General features: G+C 47.8%; 21 protein-coding genes and 1 pseudogene. 12 read left to right on the top strand and 10 right to left on the bottom strand.

Annotated elements, in window-relative coordinates; genetic code table 11:
• Positions 1-228 (top strand): annotated as a pseudogene (locus AC6R0R_RS08880) (transcription/translation regulatory transformer protein RfaH); the annotation flags it as partial.
• Positions 229-332: 104 nt separating this feature from the next.
• On the opposite strand, the gene asnB reads toward AC6R0R_RS08880, so the two are convergent.
• The 4 genes from asnB to nagA form a co-directional block, all read right to left on the bottom strand.
• Positions 333-1,997 carry an asparagine synthase B gene (asnB, locus tag AC6R0R_RS08875; protein ID WP_487903170.1) on the bottom strand — a complete coding sequence of 555 codons (1,665 nt, stop codon included), beginning with the start codon at positions 1,995-1,997 and terminating at the stop codon, positions 333-335.
• A 224-nt stretch (positions 1,998-2,221) separates the two neighbouring features.
• Positions 2,222-3,811, bottom strand: coding sequence for a cation:proton antiporter domain-containing protein (locus tag AC6R0R_RS08870; RefSeq protein WP_500626429.1), 1,590 nt, complete (start codon positions 3,809-3,811; stop codon positions 2,222-2,224).
• Between the two features lie 76 nt (positions 3,812-3,887).
• On the bottom strand, positions 3,888-5,102 hold the full coding sequence (gene nagC / locus AC6R0R_RS08865; protein WP_334555186.1) for a DNA-binding transcriptional regulator NagC: 1,215 nt from the start codon (positions 5,100-5,102) through the stop codon (positions 3,888-3,890).
• 2 nt (positions 5,103-5,104) lie between these two features.
• Positions 5,105-6,241, bottom strand: a complete 1,137-nt coding sequence (gene nagA, locus AC6R0R_RS08860; RefSeq protein WP_500626428.1) for an N-acetylglucosamine-6-phosphate deacetylase — start codon at positions 6,239-6,241, stop codon at positions 5,105-5,107.
• A gap of 515 nt (positions 6,242-6,756) precedes the next feature.
• Between nagA and nagE the strand changes: the two genes are divergently transcribed.
• On the top strand, positions 6,757-8,244 hold the full coding sequence (gene nagE, locus AC6R0R_RS08855) for an N-acetylglucosamine-specific PTS transporter subunit IIBC (protein WP_500626427.1): 1,488 nt from the start codon (positions 6,757-6,759) through the stop codon (positions 8,242-8,244).
• A gap of 269 nt (positions 8,245-8,513) precedes the next feature.
• Positions 8,514-10,184: a glutamine--tRNA ligase gene (gene glnS / locus AC6R0R_RS08850; RefSeq protein WP_500626426.1), complete on the top strand. Its 1,671-nt coding sequence runs from the start codon at positions 8,514-8,516 to the stop codon at positions 10,182-10,184.
• Between the two features lie 120 nt (positions 10,185-10,304).
• On the opposite strand, the gene fcrX is transcribed toward glnS, so the two are convergent.
• A complete protein-coding gene (gene fcrX, locus AC6R0R_RS08845; RefSeq protein WP_334555190.1) occupies positions 10,305-10,754 on the bottom strand; it encodes a ferric iron uptake transcriptional regulator FcrX in 450 nt (149 codons plus the stop codon).
• A 203-nt stretch (positions 10,755-10,957) separates the two neighbouring features.
• Between fcrX and AC6R0R_RS08840 the strand changes: the two genes are divergently transcribed.
• Positions 10,958-11,461, top strand: a complete 504-nt coding sequence (locus tag AC6R0R_RS08840; protein ID WP_334555191.1) for a DUF4442 domain-containing protein — start codon at positions 10,958-10,960, stop codon at positions 11,459-11,461.
• A 58-nt stretch (positions 11,462-11,519) separates the two neighbouring features.
• Here AC6R0R_RS08840 and fldA read toward each other — a convergent pair whose 3' ends face one another.
• The 3 genes from fldA to AC6R0R_RS08825 form a co-directional block, all read right to left on the bottom strand.
• Positions 11,520-12,053 (bottom strand): flavodoxin FldA, encoded by a 534-nt coding sequence (gene fldA / locus AC6R0R_RS08835; protein ID WP_500626425.1) that lies wholly within the window; start codon positions 12,051-12,053, stop codon positions 11,520-11,522.
• Positions 12,054-12,115: 62 nt separating this feature from the next.
• Positions 12,116-12,337 carry a DUF2788 domain-containing protein gene (locus AC6R0R_RS08830; protein ID WP_053440537.1) on the bottom strand — a complete coding sequence of 74 codons (222 nt, stop codon included), beginning with the start codon at positions 12,335-12,337 and terminating at the stop codon, positions 12,116-12,118.
• A 92-nt stretch (positions 12,338-12,429) separates the two neighbouring features.
• On the bottom strand, positions 12,430-13,194 hold the full coding sequence (locus tag AC6R0R_RS08825; RefSeq protein WP_500626424.1) for an alpha/beta fold hydrolase: 765 nt from the start codon (positions 13,192-13,194) through the stop codon (positions 12,430-12,432).
• A 105-nt stretch (positions 13,195-13,299) separates the two neighbouring features.
• Between AC6R0R_RS08825 and seqA the strand changes: the two genes are divergently transcribed.
• A complete protein-coding gene (gene seqA, locus AC6R0R_RS08820; RefSeq protein WP_334555194.1) occupies positions 13,300-13,839 on the top strand; it encodes a replication initiation negative regulator SeqA in 540 nt (179 codons plus the stop codon).
• A 110-nt stretch (positions 13,840-13,949) separates the two neighbouring features.
• Positions 13,950-15,596: a phosphoglucomutase (alpha-D-glucose-1,6-bisphosphate-dependent) gene (pgm, locus tag AC6R0R_RS08815; protein WP_500626423.1), complete on the top strand. Its 1,647-nt coding sequence runs from the start codon at positions 13,950-13,952 to the stop codon at positions 15,594-15,596.
• A gap of 166 nt (positions 15,597-15,762) precedes the next feature.
• Here the strand turns inward: pgm and AC6R0R_RS08810 are convergent, their stop codons facing one another.
• Positions 15,763-16,512: a DUF1853 family protein gene (locus AC6R0R_RS08810; protein ID WP_500626422.1), complete on the bottom strand. Its 750-nt coding sequence runs from the start codon at positions 16,510-16,512 to the stop codon at positions 15,763-15,765.
• Positions 16,513-16,597: 85 nt separating this feature from the next.
• On the opposite strand from AC6R0R_RS08810, the gene AC6R0R_RS08805 reads away from it, so the two are divergent.
• The gene (locus AC6R0R_RS08805; protein ID WP_487903179.1) at positions 16,598-17,356 is read left to right on the top strand and encodes a Nif3-like dinuclear metal center hexameric protein; all 759 of its coding nucleotides are present in this window, start codon (positions 16,598-16,600) and stop codon (positions 17,354-17,356) included.
• A gap of 73 nt (positions 17,357-17,429) precedes the next feature.
• Here the strand turns inward: AC6R0R_RS08805 and AC6R0R_RS08800 are convergent, their stop codons facing one another.
• On the bottom strand, positions 17,430-18,719 hold the full coding sequence (locus AC6R0R_RS08800; protein WP_487903180.1) for a citrate synthase: 1,290 nt from the start codon (positions 18,717-18,719) through the stop codon (positions 17,430-17,432).
• Between the two features lie 394 nt (positions 18,720-19,113).
• On the opposite strand from AC6R0R_RS08800, the gene sdhC reads away from it, so the two are divergent.
• The 5 genes from sdhC to AC6R0R_RS08775 all read left to right on the top strand — a co-directional run.
• Complete coding sequence (gene sdhC, locus AC6R0R_RS08795) at positions 19,114-19,506, top strand: succinate dehydrogenase cytochrome b556 subunit (RefSeq protein WP_334555199.1); 393 nt, start codon at positions 19,114-19,116, stop codon at positions 19,504-19,506.
• Positions 19,500-19,844 (top strand): succinate dehydrogenase, hydrophobic membrane anchor protein, encoded by a 345-nt coding sequence (sdhD, locus tag AC6R0R_RS08790; RefSeq protein ID WP_334555200.1) that lies wholly within the window; start codon positions 19,500-19,502, stop codon positions 19,842-19,844. Before sdhC ends, sdhD begins: the two co-directional genes overlap by 7 nt.
• Complete coding sequence (sdhA, locus tag AC6R0R_RS08785) at positions 19,845-21,611, top strand: succinate dehydrogenase flavoprotein subunit (RefSeq protein ID WP_334555201.1); 1,767 nt, start codon at positions 19,845-19,847, stop codon at positions 21,609-21,611.
• A 14-nt stretch (positions 21,612-21,625) separates the two neighbouring features.
• The gene (locus tag AC6R0R_RS08780; RefSeq protein WP_334555202.1) at positions 21,626-22,336 is read left to right on the top strand and encodes a succinate dehydrogenase iron-sulfur subunit; all 711 of its coding nucleotides are present in this window, start codon (positions 21,626-21,628) and stop codon (positions 22,334-22,336) included.
• Between the two features lie 95 nt (positions 22,337-22,431).
• Positions 22,432-22,630: 2-oxoglutarate dehydrogenase E1 subunit family protein (locus AC6R0R_RS08775; protein ID WP_500626421.1), on the top strand; the 199-nt coding region annotated here is incomplete at its 3' end.

Genomic DNA, 22,630 nt, shown 5'->3' with positions numbered 1-22,630 from the left:
GTTTCACCAGATTTGATTGAAGGGTTAAAGTCGATGGAATCGATGCAGCCACAAGACAACCAAGGGATCCCTAAAGCTGGGCAGCCTGTGTCGGTGTTAACGGGCCCGTTTGCTGGGGTTGAGGCCATCTTTAAAGAATCAGATGGGGAGCTACGATCGATTATATTGGTCAAGCTTCTCAATCAAACCGTCGAAGTGAGTGTGGGCAACCAAGATTTCGATGTTTAGTCAGCAAGATGTCCAGTTTAGTGAGTTCGATTGGTAAAAAAGGCTCCCCAGTTTCACTGGGGAGCCTTTTTGTCACTAGGATGTCATTAGCGCTCTAGCGTGATTTAGTAAGCTTCGTTGTGCACACTTTTCACTGCGCGACCTGATGGGTCTGCGAAGTTTTTGAACGACTCATCCCATTCAATCGCTTTTGCCGATGAACACGCCACCGATGGACCACCAGGTACACACTCGGCTGCTGAAGGAAGTGGGAACAACTCTTCAAAGATTTCGCGATAGACGTAGCCTTCTTTGGTGGTTGGCGTGTTGTACGGGAAACGGAACGCAGCGGTTTCCATCTGCTGATCTGTGACTTTCTCTTCCGCTACCGCTTTTAGCGTATCGATCCAGCTGTAACCCACGCCATCCGAGAACTGCTCTTTCTGACGCCATGCAATTGATTCTGGCAAGTAGTGTTCGAAGCACTCACGCAAGATGTGTTTTTCCATCTTACCGTTACCACACATTTTATCTTTCGGGTTGAGACGCATCGCGACATCGATAAACTCTTTGTCCAAGAATGGCACGCGACCTTCCACCCCCCAAGCCGCAAGGGACTTGTTTGCGCGAGCACAATCAAACATGTTGAGTGCCAGCAACTTACGCACAGTCTCCTCATGGAACTCTTTCGCGTTCGGTGCTTTATGGAAGTACAGGTATCCGCCGAAAATCTCATCGGCACCTTCGCCCGAGAGCACCATTTTAATTCCCATCGCTTTGATCTTACGTCCCATTAAGAACATCGGGGTTGACGCACGTATAGTCGTCACATCGTAGGTCTCAATGTGGTAAATCACATCACGAATCGCATCAAGCCCTTCTTGGATGGTGTAGGTCATCTCATGGTGAACGGTCCCAATTTGCTCTGCCACTTCACGAGCTGCCTTGAGGTCAGGCGCACCTTCTAATCCGACCGCAAACGAGTGCAGTTGCGGCCACCAAGCTTCAGACTGCTCATCATCTTCAATACGCATCGCGGCAAAACGTTTCGCCACGGCGGAAGTGATGGACGAATCTAGCCCTCCGGACAAAAGTACGCCATAAGGCACGTCGGTCATGAGCTGACGTTTAACCGCGGCTTCTAGCGCTTCTGTGAGCTCTTCTTTGCTGGTGGTGTTGTTTTCAACGGCAGCAAATTCATTCCAATCACGGATGTAGTAGCGTTGAGGCTCTGCATCGCTGCTGCCGTAGTAACTGCCCGGTGGGAATTCACTCACGGTGCGACAAACAGGCACCAAGGCTTTCATTTCCGATGCAACGTAATAGTTGCCGTGCTCATCGTAGCCTTGGTAAAGCGGGATAATACCGATGTGATCTCGGCCAACTAAGTATTGATCTTTCTCTTCATCATAAAGAACGAAAGCAAAAATACCGTTTAGCTCTTCCAGTAGGTCCGCTCCCATGTCTTGGTAAAGAGCGAGGATAACTTCACAGTCAGAGTCGGTTTGAAAATCGTATTTGCCTTCGTAACGAGCACGAATTTCTTTGTGGTTGTAGATTTCACCATTGACGGCAAGGATGTGTTTTTTATCTGGGCTGTAGAGCGGTTGTGCCCCACTATTCAGACCGACAATTGCTAAGCGCTCATGCGCGAGGATCGCGTTATCTGATGAGTAGATACCGGACCAGTCTGGGCCACGATGGCGCAGCTTTTTAGACATTTCCAACGCCACAGGGCGCAAAGCGGACGCATCACTTTTTATATCTAAAATACCAAAAATCGAACACATACTACTTCCCTTTGAATTTCGTTTAATCTGTTAACCTCAATTTGCCATTCTGATTAAAAAATGCAACCAAGATTGATAAAAAAAATATCAAAGAGGCTTTGCTGTTAAAAAATGTCTAATTAAATGGTGGTTATTGTAAATGAGATCTAGGTTTTGCCTGTTTTTTGTTCAAAATGAAAAAGGCTACCTCGAGAGGTAGCCTGTCACCTTGACGAGCAAGCGTGCTAGCGGATAGAGCTAAATTGCGGTTTTAGCTGCTCACACACATGGCGCGCAAAACCGCTACCTGCTTCATTGTATATGTTAAAGGCGGCATCGACGCCTTGCTCAACGAGAGCATCCAATTGATCTGAATACTCGGCAATTGCCGCGATCTGCCCTTTAAAGTGGCGTTGTTGCAACTGTTGCAGCGCGATCTGATTTCCTTGGTGATGCGGCATTGCCAGCAGCACGAGTTTGACGTTGGTGGTGTCTAAAATACGCTCCCAAAAATCGGGGTCGGTTGCGTCTCCGGCGATCACGTTACGCCCTTGCGCTTTGTGCTGGCGAGCGGCATCTTCACGCACCTCGATACCCAGACTGATCTTGCCGTAACGAGCTCGAATCTCATCATAGGCACCGGTGCCAATTCGACCCATGCCTAAAATCAGCACTTGAGCATGGCCCGGGTTAATACGTTGGTCTCGACTATGCAGCGATTCTGCGGCGTGCTCCTTGAGCCAGCGGCTTGAGCGTTGATAGAGGGCATGGCCGTAGCGGTTGATAGGTGCCGCAATCACAAAAGAGATCGAGACCGCAAGGGCAAGCGCTACCAGGATATCGCCGCTCATCCAACCCATTTTAAATGCAAGGCCGCCGACGATAAGGCCGAATTCACTGAAGTTAAACAAACAGAGCGAGGCGAGTAGAGAGGTGCGGACGCGGAATTTAAAGGCGTTGATGATAATGAAATAGAGCGCGCCTTTTAACGGCAGCAACAGCAAGAAGAGGATAGCTAGAGCAAACCCGGCTAGTGTTGGCTGCTCAGACAGACCAATGTTGAGGAAAAAGCAGACCAAAAACAGCTCTTTGAGGTTAAATAGGGACTTTGCTAACTCAGACGCTTTGGCATGACCTGCCAGTAGCATCCCCAAGATCAACGCCCCTAAATCAGGCTTCATGCCCACCAGTTCGAACAGCCCCGCACCCACCACTAGCGCAAAGAAGATGCCGAACAGAACCAGCATTTCGCCGTGGCCAACCCAGTCTAGAACCTTATAGAATAGGGGGCGAAGCAGCGGTAAGGCAAACAGTGCTACGGCATACCATTCAGGCAGCTTGCCGGTTGAAGCGGTGAGAAACACCACGGCAAAGATATCTTGCATGATCAACATACCGATGGCCAAGGTGCCATAGGTCGCGTTCATTTCCCCTTTCTCTTGCAATGATTTCACTGCAAATACGGTACTTGAGAAGGAGAGTGCAAAGCTCAGCAGAACAATTTGCTCCACTTCCATGCTCGCCAGTGAACTGATCCCAAGAAACTTAAAGCAAAAAAGCGCAACAGAAAAAATCGCGGTAGACAAAAGGTTGTGCAGTGTCGCGCCGGCCCAAATTTCTTTGGAGAGTAAGGTTTTGATGTCGAGCTTAAGTCCGATGGTAAACAGCAGAAGCGTGACACCCAGGTCGGCCAGCAGCACCAAGGTGTCATTCGATTCAAACCCCAAGGCGTGCAGGCCAAAACCAGCCAGCAGAAAGCCTACCAAGGGAGGCAGGTTACACTTGAGCGCGAGAAAGCCGGCGAGAAACGCGGCGGAGATCAGTACGAGTTCCATAGCGGTGTAAATAATCCTATAAAAACGGGCTACGTCTAGTAGCCCGGTATTCTATCTAACTTCAAGTGATAAGACGTTAATCTTCTAACAATTTTTGTAACAAAACACCGTTCAGCATAGCACGCTTGATCATTGAAAAGGCGCCTAATGTCGGTTGCTTATCAATCTGTGACGCCACGATAGGCAAATCTTTATGGAAGGTCGTGAGGGATTGATTTTCAACATTGCGGCGAATGGCTGGGAAGAGGATCTCTTCACACTGGGTGATTTGACCGGCAATCACGATTTTTTGCGGGTTAAACAAGTTAATCGTAATGGCGATCGCTTTACCTAACTGGTTGCCGACTCGAACCAAGCTCTGTTTCGCCAGCTCATCGCCTAAGTTGGCGTGTTCACAGACATCCGCAATAGTGATGCTGTCGAGTGTGGTTAAGGTCGACTCATACCCTTGTTTGATGAGTTTGTTGACGCGCTCGACAATGGCAGGGTTTGCCGCCACCGTTTCGAGGCAGCCAAAGTTCCCGCATTGGCACTGCTCCCCGAGAGGATCGATTTGGATGTGGCCAATTTCGCCAACGTTGCGGTTGAAGCCAAGGAACACTTGTCCATTGACGATGATGCCCGCGCCCGTTCCTCTGTGTACGCTGACTAAAATTGAGTCTTGGCAATCTTGGCTGGCGCCAAAGTAGTGTTCCGCCAGCGCCATCCCTCTCACATCGTTACCTACAAAGCATTCGACGTGGAAACGATCACGAATCATCTCTGCTAGGGTAAAGTTGTTGATCGAAATATTCGGCATGTACTCGACCACACCGGTTTCAGGATTGACTAGACCGGGCAAGGATATACCGATGGCGATCAACTGATTGATGTGGCTTTGCTGACTTTGAATAAAGGCTTTAAGTTGAGACTCCAAGCCTTCTGCCAGTTCGTCTTGGGTGGTGTAATAAAACTCTTGATAATCGCTTGCGAGCTCTTTAGCACCGAGATCATAGAGGCTAAACTGCAAATAGTCTCGACCGATACGGACAGCCACAGAGTGGAAGGGCTCCACTTCTGTGGTAAGAGAAATCGCACGGCGTCCTCCGGTTGAGGCTTGCTGAGCGACTTCTTTAATCAAACCACGTTCTAAGAGTTGGCGGGTGATTTTGGTAACACTGGCGGGCGCGAGCTGACTGACATCGGCCACCTGGATGCGAGATATTGGCCCTTGTTGGTCAATCAGCCGATACACTGCTGCGCTGTTGAGCTGCTTTACTAGATCTACGTTACCTATTTGTCCGCCATTCATTCTCAATTCTGCTCGTATTGTCCGTTTACTACCGTCGCCTGGACGTTGAAGTCGCGGTCGAATACGGTGAGGTTTGCCACTAAGCCTTTTTTAATTCGACCCAGTTTATTGTCTACACCGATTGCTTTCGCAGGGTAAAGGGTTGCCATGCGAAGGGCTTCGTCCAGAGCGATACCGACGTGCTCAACCGTGTTTTGAACTGCTTCAATCATGGTTAAGGCTGAACCGCCTAGTGTGCCATGTTCATCTACACACTTGCCATCCCGGTAATATACTTTCTTACCTACAAAAATAAAGTAATCCATGTCAGCGCCTGCAGGAGCTGTGGCATCGGTCACTAATACTAATTTTTCACCCTTAATTTTGTGCGCAATTCGGATGTTGGCGTAATCGACGTGGAAACCGTCTGCAATGATGCCCGCGTAAACTTCTGGCGTGTCATAAATCGCACCGACCACCCCTGGCTCTCGGCCGACCATTGGGGTCATGGCATTAAAGAGGTGAGTGGCAAACGTCACCCCTGAATCGAAGCTTTGACGAGCTTGTGCATAGGTGGCATTGGTGTGACCAATCGAGACCACGATGCCTGCTGCACTTAGGCGTTCAATATGAGCGGCGTCATTGTGCTCTGGCGCGAGTGTGACTTTAGCGATGACGTCGGCGTTGTCACACATAAAGTCAATCATGCTGTCATCGGAAGGGCGAATATAGTCGACACTATGAATGCCTTTTTTCGCTACGTTGAGATAAGGCCCTTCAAGGTGAAGACCGAGAGATTGGTTTTGATATTGAGCGTGATACTCGCGAGCCGCCGCGACGGCGGCGCGCATGTCTTCATCGGAAGAGGTAATCAGAGTCGGCAGGTAACTGGTGCAGCCCGATTTTAAATTGGCTTGATGCATGATTTGCATAGTCTGCGCTGTGATTTCGTCATTCAGCATCACGCCACCACACCCGTTCAGTTGCAGATCGATAAAACCTGGACTGACGTTTGCGCCTTTTAGGTCGATGGTTTTGATCGTCTGTGGCAGAGCGTCTTCGGGGCAAACTGCCTCAATGAGCCCTTGGTTCACAATCACAGCGTGGTTCGTTAGAACGTCACTGCCGGTGTAGAGTTTGCAGTTGGTTAGCGCATACATGGTCAGCAAATCCTTATAGGTATAGACCCGTCAACGAGTTAGGGTCACATTTCTCATTCTTTTATAGATCAAACTGAAGAGCAATGAATTGATCCGACAACTTTATTTGAAACTTCAATTAGATCGCGAAATATCTTTACCAGCCGAAGCGTCATTTTACGCTGACTTGGTTCAGTTTTGAATTCTGTCCTAAGACAGTGTCAGGGCGAGTTTCTGTTTGTCTTTCTCTTTAAATGTCGTAATAACATCATGTTATCCATGAGTTTTTACTATGTTTCTGCCTCTGACTTATGCACTGATACTAGCCGATAAATCTCATTTATTTGCATTGTAAAATAAGTTTTATGATCTGGCTAGCAAAAACCTCGAAACACCCCTGTATCTGGTGATTATGATCACAAATGATGAGCTTTTAATTTGCGGAGCAAAATTAATATCATAAACTGACAAGGACTAAATTGAGCAACTAAAAAAAGTTACTCGACCAATTAAAAATCCTATAGGGGGAACTTAAGGTGAATATTCTTGGTTATTTCCAAAAAGTAGGTAAAGCGTTAATGGTGCCTGTCGCCACGCTACCTGCTGCAGCAATACTCATGGGTGTTGGATACTGGATCGATCCAAACGGTTGGGGCGCAAACAGCGCACTTGCTGGTTTCTTGATTCAGGCTGGCGCCGCTATTATCGATAATATGTCATGGCTATTTGCTGTGGGCGTGGCTTACGGTTTATCTAAAGACAAAGACGGTGCGGCTGCTCTGGCTGGTCTCGTCATGATGTACGTAGTGACGAAACTGCTTTCTCCAGGTGCCGTTGCTCAAATCCAAGGTATTGATGCAAGCGAAGTCCCTGCGGCATTCGGTCGTATTCAAAACCAGTTCGTGGGTATCCTAGTGGGTATTATTTCGGCTGAAATCTACAACCGCTTCTCACATGTTGAGCTGCACAAAGCGCTCGCGTTCTTCTCCGGTAAGCGTCTTGTACCTATCATGACATCGTTCGCAGGTATCTTCCTATCGTTCGTATTGATGTACGTATGGCCATCAGTATACGGCGGTCTAGTGAGCTTTGGTGAAGGTATCCAAGGTCTGGGCGAAGTCGGTGCTGGTATCTACGCATTCTTTAACCGTCTACTTATCCCTGTCGGTCTACACCACGCATTGAACTCAGTATTCTGGTTCGACGTGGCGGGCATCAACGATATTCCTAACTTCCTAGGTGGTGCGAAATCCATCGCTGAAGGTACAGCAATCCCAGGTGTAACGGGTATGTACCAAGCGGGCTTCTTCCCAATCATGATGTTTGGTCTACCTGGTGCAGCGCTAGCGATTTACCACACGTCTAAAGCGAAGAACAAAGAAAAAGTCGCGTCTATCATGATCGCAGCAGGCTTTGCTTCTTTCTTTACTGGTGTGACTGAGCCTCTAGAGTTCTCATTCATGTTCCTAGCTCCGCTACTGTACGTATTGCACGCGTTGCTAACAGGTATCTCTGTTTACATCGCTGCATCAATGGAGTGGATTGCAGGCTTCGGCTTCTCAGCAGGTCTCGTGGATATGGTACTATCAACGCGTAACCCACTGGCGGTTAAGTGGTACATGCTGATTGTACAAGGTCTTGTGTTCTTCGGTCTCTACTACGCAGTGTTCCGTACCGTTATTCTGAAGTTTGGTCTAAAAACGCCAGGTCGTGAAGACGACGAAGCTACTGAAGTTTCAGGTTCTGAGAACTCATCTGAGTTGGCTAAACAGTACCTAAAAGCGCTAGGTGGCCATGAGAACCTAACTAACATCGACGCTTGTATCACTCGTCTACGTCTGACTATCAAAGATACCAGCATTGTTGATGAGAAAGTGTTGAAGAGCCTAGGTGCAATGGGTGTGGTTAAACTTGGCGCGAACAACCTTCAAGTTATCCTTGGGCCACTAGCGGAAATCATTGCCGGCGAAATGAAAAACATTCCAGCCGATGAAGATTTGACGCCAGTACAACTGCCTTCTTAATCGTGTCTGAAGATGATTAAAACGGAGCCTCCCCATTGGGAGGCTCTTTCTTTTGCGGCCCAAAATCTCGTTTGGGCCGGGCTATGTTGGTTGAAAACTGCGCGCTTTATCGGACATCGTTTATCAACACTCATTATTTCTCAAGAAAAGACCTGTTCTTGTTGTGTATCCGCTTAGAATTGTGGATCATTACCCGCTATATGCCCTAAAGGACTTTTCCCTTTAGAGAACTTTTTCTGAACAATACTAAAACAATTGAGGTGCTATAGATGAGTGAAGCTGAAGCTCGTCCATCGAATTTCATTCGCCAAATCATTAATAAAGATTTAGCGGATGGTAAACACACTAGCGTGCATACTCGTTTTCCGCCGGAGCCAAACGGCTACCTTCATATTGGTCACGCTAAGTCAATTTGCTTAAACTTTGGTATTGCTCAAGACTATCAGGGCAAGTGTAATCTGCGTTTTGATGACACGAACCCAGAAAAAGAAGACGTCGAATACGTTGAGTCGATTAAGAATGATGTGAGCTGGTTAGGCTTCGAGTGGAATGGTGAGGTTTGTTACTCATCCAACTACTTTGACAAGCTGTACGAGTACGCGGTTGAATTAATTAACAAAGGCTTAGCGTATGTTGAAGAGCTAAGTCCTGAGCAGATTCGTGAGTACCGTGGTACCTTGACTCAACCGGGCAAACCTAGCCCATATCGTGACCGCAGTGTTGAAGAGAACCTCGCGCTATTTGAAAAAATGCGTGCGGGTGGTTTTGAAGAGGGGACGGCTTGTCTACGCGCCAAAATCGACATGGCATCGTCGTTTATGGTGATGCGTGATCCTGTGCTTTACCGCGTTCGATTCGCGACTCACCACCAGACCGGTGACAAGTGGTGCATTTACCCAATGTACGACTTCACACACTGTATCTCTGATGCCCTTGAAGGGATCACTCATTCGTTGTGTACGTTGGAGTTCCAAGACAACCGACGTTTGTACGACTGGGTGCTAGAGAACATCACGATTGACTGTCAGCCACACCAGTATGAGTTCAGCCGTCTGAATCTTGAATACACGGTCATGTCTAAGCGTAAGCTAAGTCAACTAGTGACAGAGAAGTTGGTGAGCGGCTGGGATGATCCTCGTATGCCAACCATCTCTGGTTTGCGTCGCCGAGGATTCACGCCGGGCTCCATTCGTGAGTTTTGTAAGCGCATTGGTGTGACCAAACAAGACAACATGATCGAAATGAGCTCGCTTGAGTCTTGTATTCGCGATGACCTGAACGAAAACGCACCTCGTGCGATGGCGGTACTAGACCCTGTTAAAGTGATTATCGAGAACTTTGACGCAGAGCGCGTAGAGACATTAACGGTCGCCAACCACCCTAACAAGCCTGAGATGGGTGAGCGCGAAGTGCCGTTTACTCGCGAGGTTTGGATTGAGCGTGAAGACTTCCGTGAAGAAGCCAACAAAAAGTACAAGCGTTTAGTTCTTGGTAAAGAAGTGCGTCTTCGCGGTGCTTATGTCATTAAGGCTGAGCGTATCGAGAAAGACGAGCAAGGTAATATCACCACTATCTACTGCAGCTACGACGATCAAACACTCGGTAAAAATCCTGAGGATGGCCGTAAAGTGAAAGGTGTGATTCATTGGGTCTCAGCAGATAAAGGCTTACCGGCTGAAATTCGCCTTTACGATCGCTTGTTTACTGTGCCAAATCCAGCCGCAGCGGACAACTTTGCTGAGACGATCAATCCTGATTCACTGATAGTGATGAATGGGTTTGTTGAGCCAAGCCTAGCCAACGCTGAAGCGGAGAAAGGTTACCAGTTCGAGCGTATGGGCTATTTCTGCGCGGACGCGAAAGACTCTAAGCCTGAGGCGTTGGTCTTTAACCGCACCGTTGGATTGCGTGATACTTGGGCTAAGATTGAAGCTCAGTAAGCGCAACGAATCCTATTAGAGTCGCCAGTGAGCGATAAAAAAATGCCAGTCTTGATGACTGGCATTTTTTTATCAGCAGAAAAGAGACAGTGCCTAGTTAGCTTTAGCACTGATCTACTGTTACTTTTTAGGTTTGTGCGCGTCAGGGTTGTCTTTACAACTGCCATCGCCACACTTACCGTATAGGTACAAGCTGTGGTTGGTCAGCTGGACATTGTACAGAGAGGCGATCTCTCGTTGACGCTCTTCGATGATTTCGTCTGAAAATTCAATCACTTCACCACAGTCTAGACACACTAAGTGGTCGTGATGGTGTTGAGTGCTCAGTTCGAAGACTGATTTTCCACCTTCAAAGTGGTGACGGGTCACAATGCCAGCATCATCAAATTGGTTTAAAACGCGGTAAACAGTAGCCAGACCGATTTCTTCACCCAGATCGATGAGTTTCTTGTACAAATCTTCAGCACTGATGTGCGCGCAGTCTGGTTGCTGTAATACTTCTAAAATTTTGAGTCGCGGAAGAGTGACTTTAAGACCGGCATCCTTCAGCGCTTGGTTGTTATCTGACATATACTTTCCTGTTGATGTTCTGCGGCATTAAACAGAATCCAATATTCCAATCATTATAGGGTACTCGTTAATAACAATAAACCCGAATCTCAAAGGGTTACTCATGTTTTATCATAAACTAGCGAGCGGTCACTTATAGTACTGGTCTAATGAGTTACAATTTGTTAACATTTTGGCAATGTAATCAGTTTAGGATTTCACGGATGTCTACGCTACTTGAAAAGATCTATAAACCCAGTGTTGTGAAGTTTGCCCTTAATATCTGGCCACCGTTTTGGGGGGCTGGGATTCGTATTGTGTCGATCAGTGAAGACTTTCGTGAGGTGAAGATGAAGCTCAAGTTACGCTGGTGGAACAAGAACGCCAATCGTACCCAATATGGGGGCAGCATTTTTTCCCTGACCGATCCCGTCTATTCATTAATGCTGATGGGGATTTTGGGCAAGCAATATTACGTGTGGGACAAAGAAGCGAGCATCAACTTCATCAAGCCGGGACAAAGTGACTTGCACGCCGATTTCTTGATCTCTCAGCAGATGCTTGATGATATCCTCACTCAAACCGCAGGGGGCGACAAGTGCTTTCCAGAGTTCATTACGCATGTAAAAGACAGCAACGGTATGGTGGTATCTGAAGTACAACGTAAGTTGTATGTACGTAAAAAACCGAAGTTTAGGGATGAGGAACAGGCGCCTCAATCGGCATAACAGACTGGATTAAGTACAAAAAAACCTCCAAAGATGGAGGTTTTTTTAAAAGGTCAGCTTAGTCTTCCAACTCAGCTAAGCACATCTCTTCATGGATTTGCTTACACCAGTTGTTAACGCGGTCTTCAGTCAATTCTGGTTGGCGATCTTCGTCGATACACAAACCGACAAATTGGCTATCGTCACCCTCAACTAGGGCTTTTGATGCTTCAAACTCGTAACCATCGGTTGAGGTGTAACCGAGAATCGTACCGCCTTTTGCTTCAACGATATCACGTACTGTGCCCATGGCGTCGCAGAAGTACTCTGCGTAATCTTCTTGATCGCCACAACCAAATAACGCAACTAACTTGGTCGAGAAATCGATTTGCTCTAGCTCTGGGAAAAAGTCATCCCAGTCACATTGTGCTTCACCGTAGTACCAAGTAGGAATACCCAAAAGCAGAAGATCGAAGCTATCAATGTCTTCTTTACTGCTTTTGGCAATATCTTGAACGTGAACCAGTTGTTTACCCAGTTGCTTTTGAATCATCTTCGCAACAGCTTCAGTGTTACCTGTGTCGCTACCAAAGAAGATACCTACACTTGCCATAGATTCGTTACCTTTACTTTTACGTGTTGTGGCGGGCCAAATGGCGAACCGCGTTTGGCCTGTTACCCCAGACCACCACCTTCCCAGCTAAGCTGAATGATGCCTTTGGCAATAAAGCCAGCGCAGCCCAGGAATAGGACTAACCATACAATTCGACGACCAAATGGTGGGACATTTCCCGCTTTGAGTACATCTTTTATCGCCATACCGATGAGAAAAAAGATAGACGCAAAAAGCAAGTCGAGACCTATCGACTCAAGCATGTTCATATAGTCGTAAAGCATGGAATCCCTTATGCCAAATTACTTGCGCTGCACTATACCATTGTTAACTCGTAAAGTTAACGGTCAGGAGAGATTGAACGCGTATTCGATGGCTAGCCAATAAACTTGCGAATCGCGCGCAATACTTCAGCGGGCTTTTCTGCGTGCAACCAATGACCTGTATTGGCAATAACGTGTGCTTTAGCGTGGCGAAATTGCGCCTGAACCGCTGGTTGATGCTCGGCGGTAAGGTAATCCGATTCGCCTCCTTTGAGAAAGAGGGTCGGGACATCTACTGGGGATAACGACTGCCAGCCTAAAATATCCCAGTAATTGTTTTTTAGGCTCGTTACGTTGAAGCGCCACGCGAGATGATCGCCTTCTTTATACAGCGACTTGCTCAGAAACTGCCTGACGCCATCGATGTCAATGTGCTGCGCTAGAAGGGATAGGGCTTGCTGACGAGATTGTGGCCGATCTGCGAGTACGGCTTCTAGGCCTTTAAAGACATTATCATGTCTTGCTTGGGTATATTGCACAGGCGCCATGTCGAGCACGATCAGCTTATGTACTCGAGTTGGGGCCAATCCGGCCAGCGCCATGGCGACTTTACCGCCCATCGAGTGCCCCACGACGACTGCAGTTTCAATGCTCAAATGATCGAGCAAACGCAGGACATCACTGGCCAATACATCGTAATTGTGTTCGTCGCTGTGAAAAGATTGGCCATGATTTCTAAGATCAACACTTAGCACTTGGTGGTCTTCACGCAGATCGCGCGCCAGTAAACCGAGATTGTCCAAGTTACCAAATAAGCCATGAAGCAGAACAACGGTGGGTCCTTGTCCTTCAAGTTTGTAGTTGAGCAATGGTGACATTTTAAAACTTCGTTTTTTGTTTATTCGTGTGGGTTTAACGTAGAGTCTGCGCGAAGATCTCGCTATAATCCCCCAGAGTTTAAACATAGAGATTGTGAAAAGCGAATGAAAACAATTGAGGTTGATGAGGATCTATACCGTTACATCGCAAGTCAGACCCAGCATATTGGGGAGAGTGCTTCTGATATTCTCCGTCGTTTACTAAACGCTGACCGCCAGCAAACGGAGTCGCTCGCAACAACGCCCACAGCAAAGAAAGGCGTGGTTGTCAGTAAAGACGCTGTGTTTGAAGAGCGTGTGGATAGCGTCAAAGCGATGCGCTCACTGCTGATTTCCGATGAGTTTGCAGGGCTGAAGAAAGCGATTGACCGCTTTATGCTAGTACTCTCTACTCTTCATCGAATCGACCCAACTGGTTTTTCAGAAGCAACACAAGTGAAAGGTCGTAAACGTGTCTATTTCGCTGACAATGAAGCGACCTTGTTAGAAAGTGGCAATACGACCAAGCCTAAAGCGATTCCTGGCACGCCATTTTGGGTGATCACCAACAACAACACGAGCCGTAAACGCCAAATGGTTGAGCAATTGATGGCTCGCATGAATTTCCCCGCCGATCTGATTGAGAAAGTGATTAACTCGATTTAGAAACTTGTAATCACCGTCAAAGAAATCGGATTTAAACCTCATAATGCACGAATAACTTCAAGTATTATGAGGTTTTTTGTTTTCTTCCCAATTTAAGAAAGGATGTCGACATGGCTATGCACCCGAGAGCGGGACAAAAGGCTCAGCAGCAAGATCTGCATAATATCCCTGCCTTAGTGGCAAACTACTTTTTACTTCAACCTGAAGCGAGCAACCCAGATCATAAAGTGGAGTTCGGTACGTCAGGCCATCGTGGTAGTGCAGACAAATCTACGTTTAACGAGCATCATATTTTGGCGATTGCCCAAGCCATCGCAGAAGTGCGTGCCGAGAAAGGCACCACAGGGCCATTGTTTGTCGGTAAGGACACACACGCGTTGTCAGAGCCAGCGTTCTCAACGGTGGTTGAAGTGCTTGTTGCCAATGGCATCAAGGTGATTGCGCAGCAAGACAACGGCTACACGCCGACGCCTGGTGTCTCTCATGCGATATTGAGTTACAACCTCCAGCATGAGCAAAAAGCGGACGGTATTGTGATCACGCCTTCTCACAACCCACCGCAAGATGGCGGAATTAAGTACAACCCGACGCATGGCGGCCCAGCAGAAGATGCCCTAACCAAAGCCATTCAGGATCGCGCGAACGTGCTGATCGCAGAGGGTTTACAAGGCGTGAAGCGCATGCCGTTGGCAGAAGCGAAAACCTCTGAACTGTTTTCTGAAGTCGACTTGGTGAAACCGTATGTGGACGACCTAGTCAATGTGATTGACATGGAAGCGATTCAAAAAGCGAATTTGACCCTCGGCGTTGATCCACTCGGTGGCAGTGGTATTGATTACTGGCGTCAAATCGCATCCACTTACAACCTTAACCTCACTTTAGTTAGCGAAGCGATAGATCCCTCGTTCCAGTTTATGTCGTTAGACAAAGACGGTGTGGTTCGTATGGACTGCTCATCGCCGTACGCTATGGCGGGGCTGCTCGCACTGAAAGATCAATATGATCTCGCGTTTGGCAACGACCCAGACTACGATCGTCACGGCATTGTGACGCCAAAAGGACTTATGAATCCTAACCACTTCCTGGCTGTCTGCATTGATTACCTATACCGTCATCGTGAAGGATGGGAACAAGATGTCGCCGTGGGCAAGACCTTGGTCTCAAGTGCCTTGATTGACCGTGTTGTGGCGGATTTAGGACGTGAGCTGTGTGAAGTACCTGTCGGTTTCAAATGGTTTGTGGATGGCCTGTATGAAGGTAAGTTTGGCTTTGGCGGTGAAGAGAGTGCTGGCGCGTCATTCTTACGTAAAGATGGGACTCCTTGGTCAACAGATAAAGATGGCATCATCTTGTGTTTGCTTGCCGCTGAGATCACTGCCGTCACCGGCAAGAATCCACAGCAGTACTACGAAGAGTTGGCGGCAAAGCATGGCGAGTCTCAATACAACCGAATTCAAGCGGTCGCAAATGGGCCACAGAAAGACGTGTTGAAAAAGCTATCTGCGGAAATGGTCAGTGCGCAAACCTTGGCGGGCGATCCTATCACTGCTCGCTTGACGCATGCGCCAGGTAATGGTGCGGCCATTGGCGGTCTAAAAGTCACGACCGATAACGGTTGGTTCGCGGCTCGTCCATCCGGTACGGAAGACATCTACAAAATTTACTGTGAGAGTTTCAAAGGGGCTGAGCATCTTAAGCAGATTGAAGCGGAAGCACAGCAGATCGTGAATCAAGTGTTTGCTGACGCAGGGCTATAATAGCGACGCTCTCGTTTTAAGTCACAGGAGACACCAAACTAGGCTACTTTCGGGTAGCCTTTTTTATTTGTGCTGCTTTATTACCTGCCACATGATATCCAATGTTATCTTTCACTTAGCGACTTGCTATCAGGTTGTGAGCGTCATAGTCACTCTGTTTTTGACGTCAGTTTGGCCAAGTATCAGGAACAATAAACCAAAACTCTCCGTCTTGCGTTTGTGCATGGACAAATCGTTCTGAGTCGAGCGTCACTACCTCTCCCTCCTCGCCGTTGCCCACCGCCCATTGATGCTTATCCAAAGCGAACAGTGGCTTATTGATCTGTTCCCATTGGCTTGCATAGCACCAGTAGCCACTGATTTGACTTGGGTTAAGCGCATAACCTAGGCAGTGGCTAGGAATGGTTTCTGGTTGAAATGGATTGATGTAGAGGCGGCCCTGAAGTAACAACTTACTCTCCAGTGTTTGATACTGTGGGTATTGCTCCACAAATGCCGCCGTTTGGCTCATCAATAGTTGGTGATTGAGCATTCTGTCGAGTTTTTTATCCAGTTGATCGTGTGCATTGGGCCCATACCATCGACCGTTGTGGAGTAAGTAAAACTTAATGGCCAGCTCCCAGTGCTGATGTTGAGAGGCTTGGTGGTCATAAACTATCAAATCAATCGCGCCCAAGGTTCTTCCCTCTGGGCTTTGAATTTGTAACTCATCCAACACGACGTCATAGCGCTTGCTGTTGTTTAAGGCTTGAGTCACCAAATATTGATAGACGAACCCCAAACGTGCGTTGCCAGTATAGGGCTGCGAGTCCAAAGGGGCAGGATAGAGGGTCGTGAGTGAGCAAAACGGCGGGGTAAGCTCAAACAAGGGCGGCGTTGCGGTCAGCCATTGATAGAATCGGGTGAATCGTGTCATCTTTCTTTAGGGCTTGGTTGTCACTGCGGACTAGCTTGACATACACTGGCCGCTAAGCAAACAACCGATAATGTGGAATGTGGTCATGAATCACTTACAACTCGAAGCAATCCTCAATCAAAAGTTATCGCCAGAGCAAATTAAAGACTACGCACCGAATGGCTTACAAGTGGAAGGCGCAGCTGAGATCACTAAGGTCGTGACGGGCGTCACCGCATCGCAAGCCTTGATTGAGCAAGCGGTCGAGCGAGGCGCGCAGGCGCTACTCGTCCATCATGGTTATTTTTGGAAAGGTGAGCCAGAACCCATTCGAGGGATGAAAGGAAAGCGCATTCGAACCTTGATCAAAAATGACATCAATTTGTACGGTTACCACTTACCTCTTGATATCCATCCGGAGCTTGGTAACAACGCTGAGCTTGCCAAGTTACTGGATATCGATGTAGAAGGTGGACTGGAAGGGCACCCTCAATCCGTCGCCATGTTTGGTCGTTTAAGGCGTCCTATGACAGGCGCTGAGTTAGCACACAAGATTGATGCAGCACTCAATCGCCCGCCACTGCATATTCTGCCTGAAAGCGGCGACAGTGTGATTGAAACCATTGGCTGGTGTACCGGAGGTGGTCAGGATTTCATTGAGCTGGCTGCCAACCAAGGTCTGGATGCGTTTATTTCTGGTGAGATTTCAGAGCGAACGACGTACACAGCGCGAGAGCGGGGTATTCACTATTTTAGCGCGGGTCACCATGCGACTGAGCGATATGGGGTGAAAGCTCTAGGGGAGTGGTTAGCCGCGCAACACGGCTTAGAGGTTGAATTTATCGACATCGATAATCCAGTATAACTGGACGCGAATACTCAAAAAAAAACAAAAAAGGGTTGAGACGATCTCAACCCTTTGTGTTTGTTATGACAGGCTATTCACGTTCATGAATAGGCTGAAAGTCGCGTTGCACTTCACCAGTGTAGAGCTGACGTGGTCGGCCGATACGGTTGAGTGGGTCGCTGTGCATTTCGTTCCAGTGTGCGATCCAACCAATAGTACGAGAAAGCGCAAAGATAACGGTAAACATCGAGACAGGAATGCCAATCGCTTTAAGAATGATGCCTGAGTAGAAATCGACGTTCGGGTACAGTTTCTTCGAAACGAAGTACTCATCGGATAGCGCAATACGTTCTAGCTCCATCGCGACATCAAGCAATGGGTCTTGAATGTTGAGTTCTTTAAGTACGTCGTGACAAGTTTCACGCATCACGGTTGCACGTGGGTCGTAGTTTTTGTACACACGGTGACCAAAGCCCATCAGGCGGAATGGGTCATCTTTGTCTTTCGCGCGTTCAATGTATTCTGGGATGTTGTCGACGCTGCCGATCTCTTCGAGCATCTTCAAACACGCTTCATTCGCGCCGCCATGTGCAGGGCCCCACAATGAGGCGATGCCTGCCGCGATACAAGCAAACGGGTTCGCGCCAGAAGAACCAGCAAGACGTACTGTCGAGGTTGACGCGTTTTGTTCGTGGTCAGCGTGCAGAGTAAAGATCTTATCCATCGCACGGGCGACAACAGGGTTCACTTCGTACTCTTCGCAAGGGTTTGCAAACATCATGTGTAGGAAGTTCTCTGCGTAGCTGAGATCGTTGCGTGGATAAATGAATGGCTGGCCAATCGAGTATTTGTAACACATGGCCGCCAATGTTGGCATTTTCGAAAGTAGACGATACGCTGTGATTTCGCGATGTACGTCGTTGTTGATGTCGAGTGAGTCGTGGTAGAAGGCGGCAAGAGCGCCGACTACACCACACATGACGGCCATTGGGTGAGCATCACGTCTAAAGCCGTGGAAGAAGCTAGCGATTTGCTCATGAACCATCGTATGACGGGTTACTGTCTTTTTGAATTGCTCATATTGTTCACGTGTTGGGGCTTCACCATAAAGAAGTATGTAACACACTTCTAAATAATCAGCGTTGTTAGCTAACTGATCAATGGGGTAACCGCGGTGCAAAAGAATACCTTTGCCGCCGTCGATGTAGGTGATTTGAGATTCACAAGATGCAGTGGCAAGAAAACCCGGGTCAAAAGTAAAGAATCCATTTGCTCCAAGTTTACGAACGTCAATTACAGGAGTACCTAGGGCACCTTCCATAATTGGCAGCTCGATCGGCGCTTGACCTTCGACATGAAGGGTCGCTTTCTTATCTGCCATAACAATCTCCTTTGTTTATTATTAATCCATCCAGGATGTTTGTGTGACATTTTTGTACGTGTCTTCCGTATTAAAGTCAATTCTTCTACTCTGATGTGTGCACTTGTTTTGATTTTTTGAAGCTGTAAGGTTAAAAATCTGTTCTGTGTAGCAAAAATTGTTACATCAATTGTATTAGAATGTTGCGAGCCGTATAGTGACGCTGTAAATTTTGGTGTAAACCTAATAAATTCAAGGCTTGAAACAAATGTGAGGTGACGTTTCGATTCTTGTTGTTAACAAATATTTTACAATTCAGTGGGGGTATATTACCTGGTGGATGTTGGATAAATGTTAACTTTTGTGGGTTTGCAACCAAATTTCATCCATAACAATAAATGCTCAATGGAGCTGAGTGAGCAAGCCCGTGAAAGAAAGAAAGTCAAGACCTGTTAATTTAGATTTGCAGACCATTCGCTTTCCGATCACAGCAATCGCATCGATTTTACACCGGGTCTCTGGTGTGATTACGTTTGTCGCGGTCGGGATTTTACTTTGGTTATTAAACATTTCCTTATCATCCCCTGTCGGTTATGCGCAAGCTGCTGACATCGTCGATGGCTTCTTCGTGAAGTTCATCTTATGGGGCATTCTGACGGCATTGGCCTATCACATTGCAGGTGGTATTCGTCACCTGTTGATGGATCTGGGTCATTTCGAAGAGCTGGAATCTGGCGCGATGAGCGCTAAGGTTGCATTCGCAGCAACAGCCGTGTTGTCTCTACTTGCGGGGGTAATGGTATGGTAAAACACATCTCATCCTTTGGTCGTAACGGTGTGCACGATTTCTTACTCATTCGTGCTACGGCCATCATCATGACACTCTATACGATTTATCTGGTGAGCTTTTGTGCCTTCACCGATATCTCTTACATATCCTGGACTCAGTTCTTTGGTGGTACGTTTACGAAAGTATTCACCATGCTCGCCCTCGTGTCTGTCCTAATCCACGGTTGGATTGGTTTGTGGCAGGTGCTGACCGATTACATCAAATGCGCCAAGTTACGTGGTGCGCTTCAGTTGGGTGTGATCGCGATTCTATTGGGTTATTTCTTCTCTGGTCTATTTGTATTGTGGGGTGCGTAAGTGTCTATTCCAGTTCGTGAATTTGATGCCGTAGTAATCGGCGCTGGTGGTGCAGGTATGCGTGCTGCACTGCAAATTTCAGAGCAAGGCCTGACGTGTGCTTTGCTGTCCAAAGTCTTCCCAACTCGTTCTCATACTGTATCAGCGCAAGGCGGTATTACCGTTGCGCTCGGTAACTCGCATAAAGACGATTGGCAATGGCACATGTACGACACCGTTAAAGGGTCGGATTATATTGGCGACCAAAACGCCATTGAGTACATGTGTAAAAACGGACCAGAGTCTGTCATCGAACTAGAGAAAATGGGTCTGCCATTCTCTCGTTTCGACAATGGCAGCATTTACCAACGTCCTTTCGGCGGTCAGTCGAAAGAGTTTGGTGGCGAACAAGCCGCTCGTACTGCTGCTGCCGCTGACCGTACGGGCCACGCGTTATTGCACACGCTGTATCAGCAAAACGTCAAACACAAAACCACCATTTTCTCTGAGTGGTACGCGCTTGATTTGGTGAAAAACCAAGACGGCGCCATCATGGGTTGTACCGCTATTTGCATGGAAACGGGTGAAATCTGTTACTTCAAATCCAAAGCTACGGTACTTGCGACAGGTGGTGCGGGGCGTATTTATGCCTCAACGACTAACGCACACATCAACACAGGTGATGGTGTGGGTATGGCGCTTCGTGCTGGTGTGCCAATGCAAGACATGGAAATGTGGCAGTTCCACCCAACTGGTATTGCCGGCGCGGGTGTTCTGGTTACAGAAGGTTGTCGCGGTGAAGGTGGTTATCTTCTTAATAAAGATGGCGAGCGCTTTATGGAGCGCTATGCGCCGAATGCGAAAGACTTGGCAGGTCGTGACGTGGTCGCGCGCTCAATGATGATTGAGATTCGTGAAGGTCGCGGTTGTGACGGTCCATGGGGTCCACACATCAAACTCAAGTTGGATCACTTGGGTAAAGATGTGCTTGAATCGCGTCTACCAGGCATTTGTGAGCTTTCTAGAACCTTTGCTCACGTCGATCCGGTTAAAGAGCCTATCCCTGTTATCCCGACCTGTCATTACATGATGGGTGGCGTACCAACTCAAGTGTCCGGTCAAGCGATCAAACAGCTGGCAGATGGCAGCGATGTTGAAGTTCAAGGTCTGTTTGCTTGTGGTGAAATTGCCTCTGTATCTGTGCACGGTGCTAACCGTCTCGGGGGTAACTCGCTGCTTGATTTGGTGGTCTTTGGTCGAGCGACGGGTCTACACCTTGGCGAGACTTTGGCGGCTCAAGCAGAAGCACGCCCAGCGACAGAGTCTGACATCGAAGCGTCACTGGCGCGCACTATGCGTTGGGAGAACAGTAAAGGTGGTGAAGACCCAGTTCAGATCCGCAAAGATTTGCAAACGTGTATGCAAAACAGCTTCTCTGTCTTCCGTGAAGGCGACGCGATGGCAACGGGTCTCGAAGAGCTTAAAGTCATTCGTGAGCGTTTAAAAGACGCACACCTTGCGGACAAATCTTCTGAGTTCAACACCCAGCGTATCGAATGTTTAGAGCTAGACAACCTCATGGAAACGGCGTTCTCTACTGCCGTTGCAGCGAACTATCGTACGGAAAGCCGTGGAGCGCATGCCCGTTTTGACTTCCCTGAGCGTGATGATAACAACTGGCTATGTCATTCAATTTATAACCCGGAAACCGAAGCGATGACCAAGCGTGATGTCAACATGACACCCGTTCATCGTGAAGCATTCCCGCCGAAAGTACGTACATACTAAGGGAGGATTGAATCATGAAACTAAACTTCTCTTTGTACCGCTACAACCCAGATGTAGACAGCAAACCTTATATGAAGGACTACACTCTAGAGGTCGACGAAGGCTCTGACATGATGGTGTTGGATGCTCTGATTCTGCTGAAAGAGCAAGATCCTACGATTGCATTTCGCCGTTCATGCCGTGAAGGTGTCTGTGGATCTGACGGTCTGAACATGAATGGTAAAAACGGATTAGCCTGCATTACACCACTATCGGCATTGCAAGGTGACAAGATTGTCATCCGTCCACTGCCGGGATTGCCTGTCGTGCGTGATCTAATCGTTGACATGACGCAGTTCTATGATAACTATGCGAAAGTTAAGCCATTCTTGATTGACGACGGCGCACTTCCCCCATCAAGAGAGAACCTACAATCTCCTGATGAACGTGCTCATTTGGATGGATTGTACGAATGTATTATGTGTGCATGTTGTACGACATCCTGTCCGTCTTTCTGGTGGAATCCTGATAAATTCATCGGCCCAGCGGGCCTACTTGCCGCTTACCGTTGGCTGATTGACAGCCGCGATACGGCAACAGATGAACGCTTATCAAATCTTGATGACGCATTTAGCGTTTTCCGTTGCCACGGCATCATGAACTGTGTAAGTGTTTGTCCGAAAGGGTTAAATCCGACGAAAGCGATTGGTCACATTAAGACCATGCTCGTGAACCGCTCGGTTTAATGGATAATAAAATTGCCGGTCATAATGTCGTGACCGGCTCTTATTAGCTCGGCGCAGACCGAAGCAAACGTGAAAACTACTGGTTAAGGGAAAATATGCACAACGGCGTGATGAAGGCATGGCTCGAGTCTTCACACTTGGCTGGCGCCAATGCAACGTATGTAGAGGACCTCTACGAACTGTATCTAAGTGATCCCGATCTGGTAAGTGAGGAGTGGAAACGCGTATTCGATGGCTTGCCCAAGCCTGACAATGAAGTGGTTGAACAGCCACATTCGCGTGTCCGTGACTACT

It is taken from the genome of Vibrio sp. R12-SW3-ISO1 (assembly GCF_059834005.1).
The sequence above is the reverse complement of the archived record's forward strand: the minus strand, read 5'-3'. Positions and strand labels throughout refer to the sequence as shown.

Bases quoted from the DNA above. Each gene is read 5' to 3' on its own strand.
- AC6R0R_RS08805 (WP_487903179.1), top strand. From the start codon at position 16,598: ATGAATCACTTACAACTCGAAGCAATCCTCAATCAAAAGTTATCGCCA.
- AC6R0R_RS08780 (WP_334555202.1), top strand. From the start codon at position 21,626: ATGAAACTAAACTTCTCTTTGTACCGCTACAACCCAGATGTAGACAGC.
- AC6R0R_RS08870 (WP_500626429.1), bottom strand. From the start codon at position 3,811: ATGGAACTCGTACTGATCTCCGCCGCGTTTCTCGCCGGCTTTCTCGCG.
- sdhD (WP_334555200.1), top strand. From the start codon at position 19,500: ATGGTAAAACACATCTCATCCTTTGGTCGTAACGGTGTGCACGATTTC.
- asnB (WP_487903170.1), bottom strand. From the start codon at position 1,997: ATGTGTTCGATTTTTGGTATTTTAGATATAAAAAGTGATGCGTCCGCT.
- AC6R0R_RS08840 (WP_334555191.1), top strand. From the start codon at position 10,958: ATGTCTACGCTACTTGAAAAGATCTATAAACCCAGTGTTGTGAAGTTT.
- fcrX (WP_334555190.1), bottom strand. From the start codon at position 10,754: ATGTCAGATAACAACCAAGCGCTGAAGGATGCCGGTCTTAAAGTCACT.
- AC6R0R_RS08830 (WP_053440537.1), bottom strand. From the start codon at position 12,337: ATGCTTTACGACTATATGAACATGCTTGAGTCGATAGGTCTCGACTTG.
- fldA (WP_500626425.1), bottom strand. From the start codon at position 12,053: ATGGCAAGTGTAGGTATCTTCTTTGGTAGCGACACAGGTAACACTGAA.
- nagC (WP_334555186.1), bottom strand. From the start codon at position 5,102: ATGAATGGCGGACAAATAGGTAACGTAGATCTAGTAAAGCAGCTCAAC.
- seqA (WP_334555194.1), top strand. From the start codon at position 13,300: ATGAAAACAATTGAGGTTGATGAGGATCTATACCGTTACATCGCAAGT.
- AC6R0R_RS08810 (WP_500626422.1), bottom strand. From the start codon at position 16,512: ATGACACGATTCACCCGATTCTATCAATGGCTGACCGCAACGCCGCCC.
- AC6R0R_RS08800 (WP_487903180.1), bottom strand. From the start codon at position 18,719: ATGGCAGATAAGAAAGCGACCCTTCATGTCGAAGGTCAAGCGCCGATC.
- AC6R0R_RS08825 (WP_500626424.1), bottom strand. From the start codon at position 13,194: ATGTCACCATTGCTCAACTACAAACTTGAAGGACAAGGACCCACCGTT.
- pgm (WP_500626423.1), top strand. From the start codon at position 13,950: ATGGCTATGCACCCGAGAGCGGGACAAAAGGCTCAGCAGCAAGATCTG.
- glnS (WP_500626426.1), top strand. From the start codon at position 8,514: ATGAGTGAAGCTGAAGCTCGTCCATCGAATTTCATTCGCCAAATCATT.
- nagA (WP_500626428.1), bottom strand. From the start codon at position 6,241: ATGTATGCGCTAACCAACTGCAAACTCTACACCGGCAGTGACGTTCTA.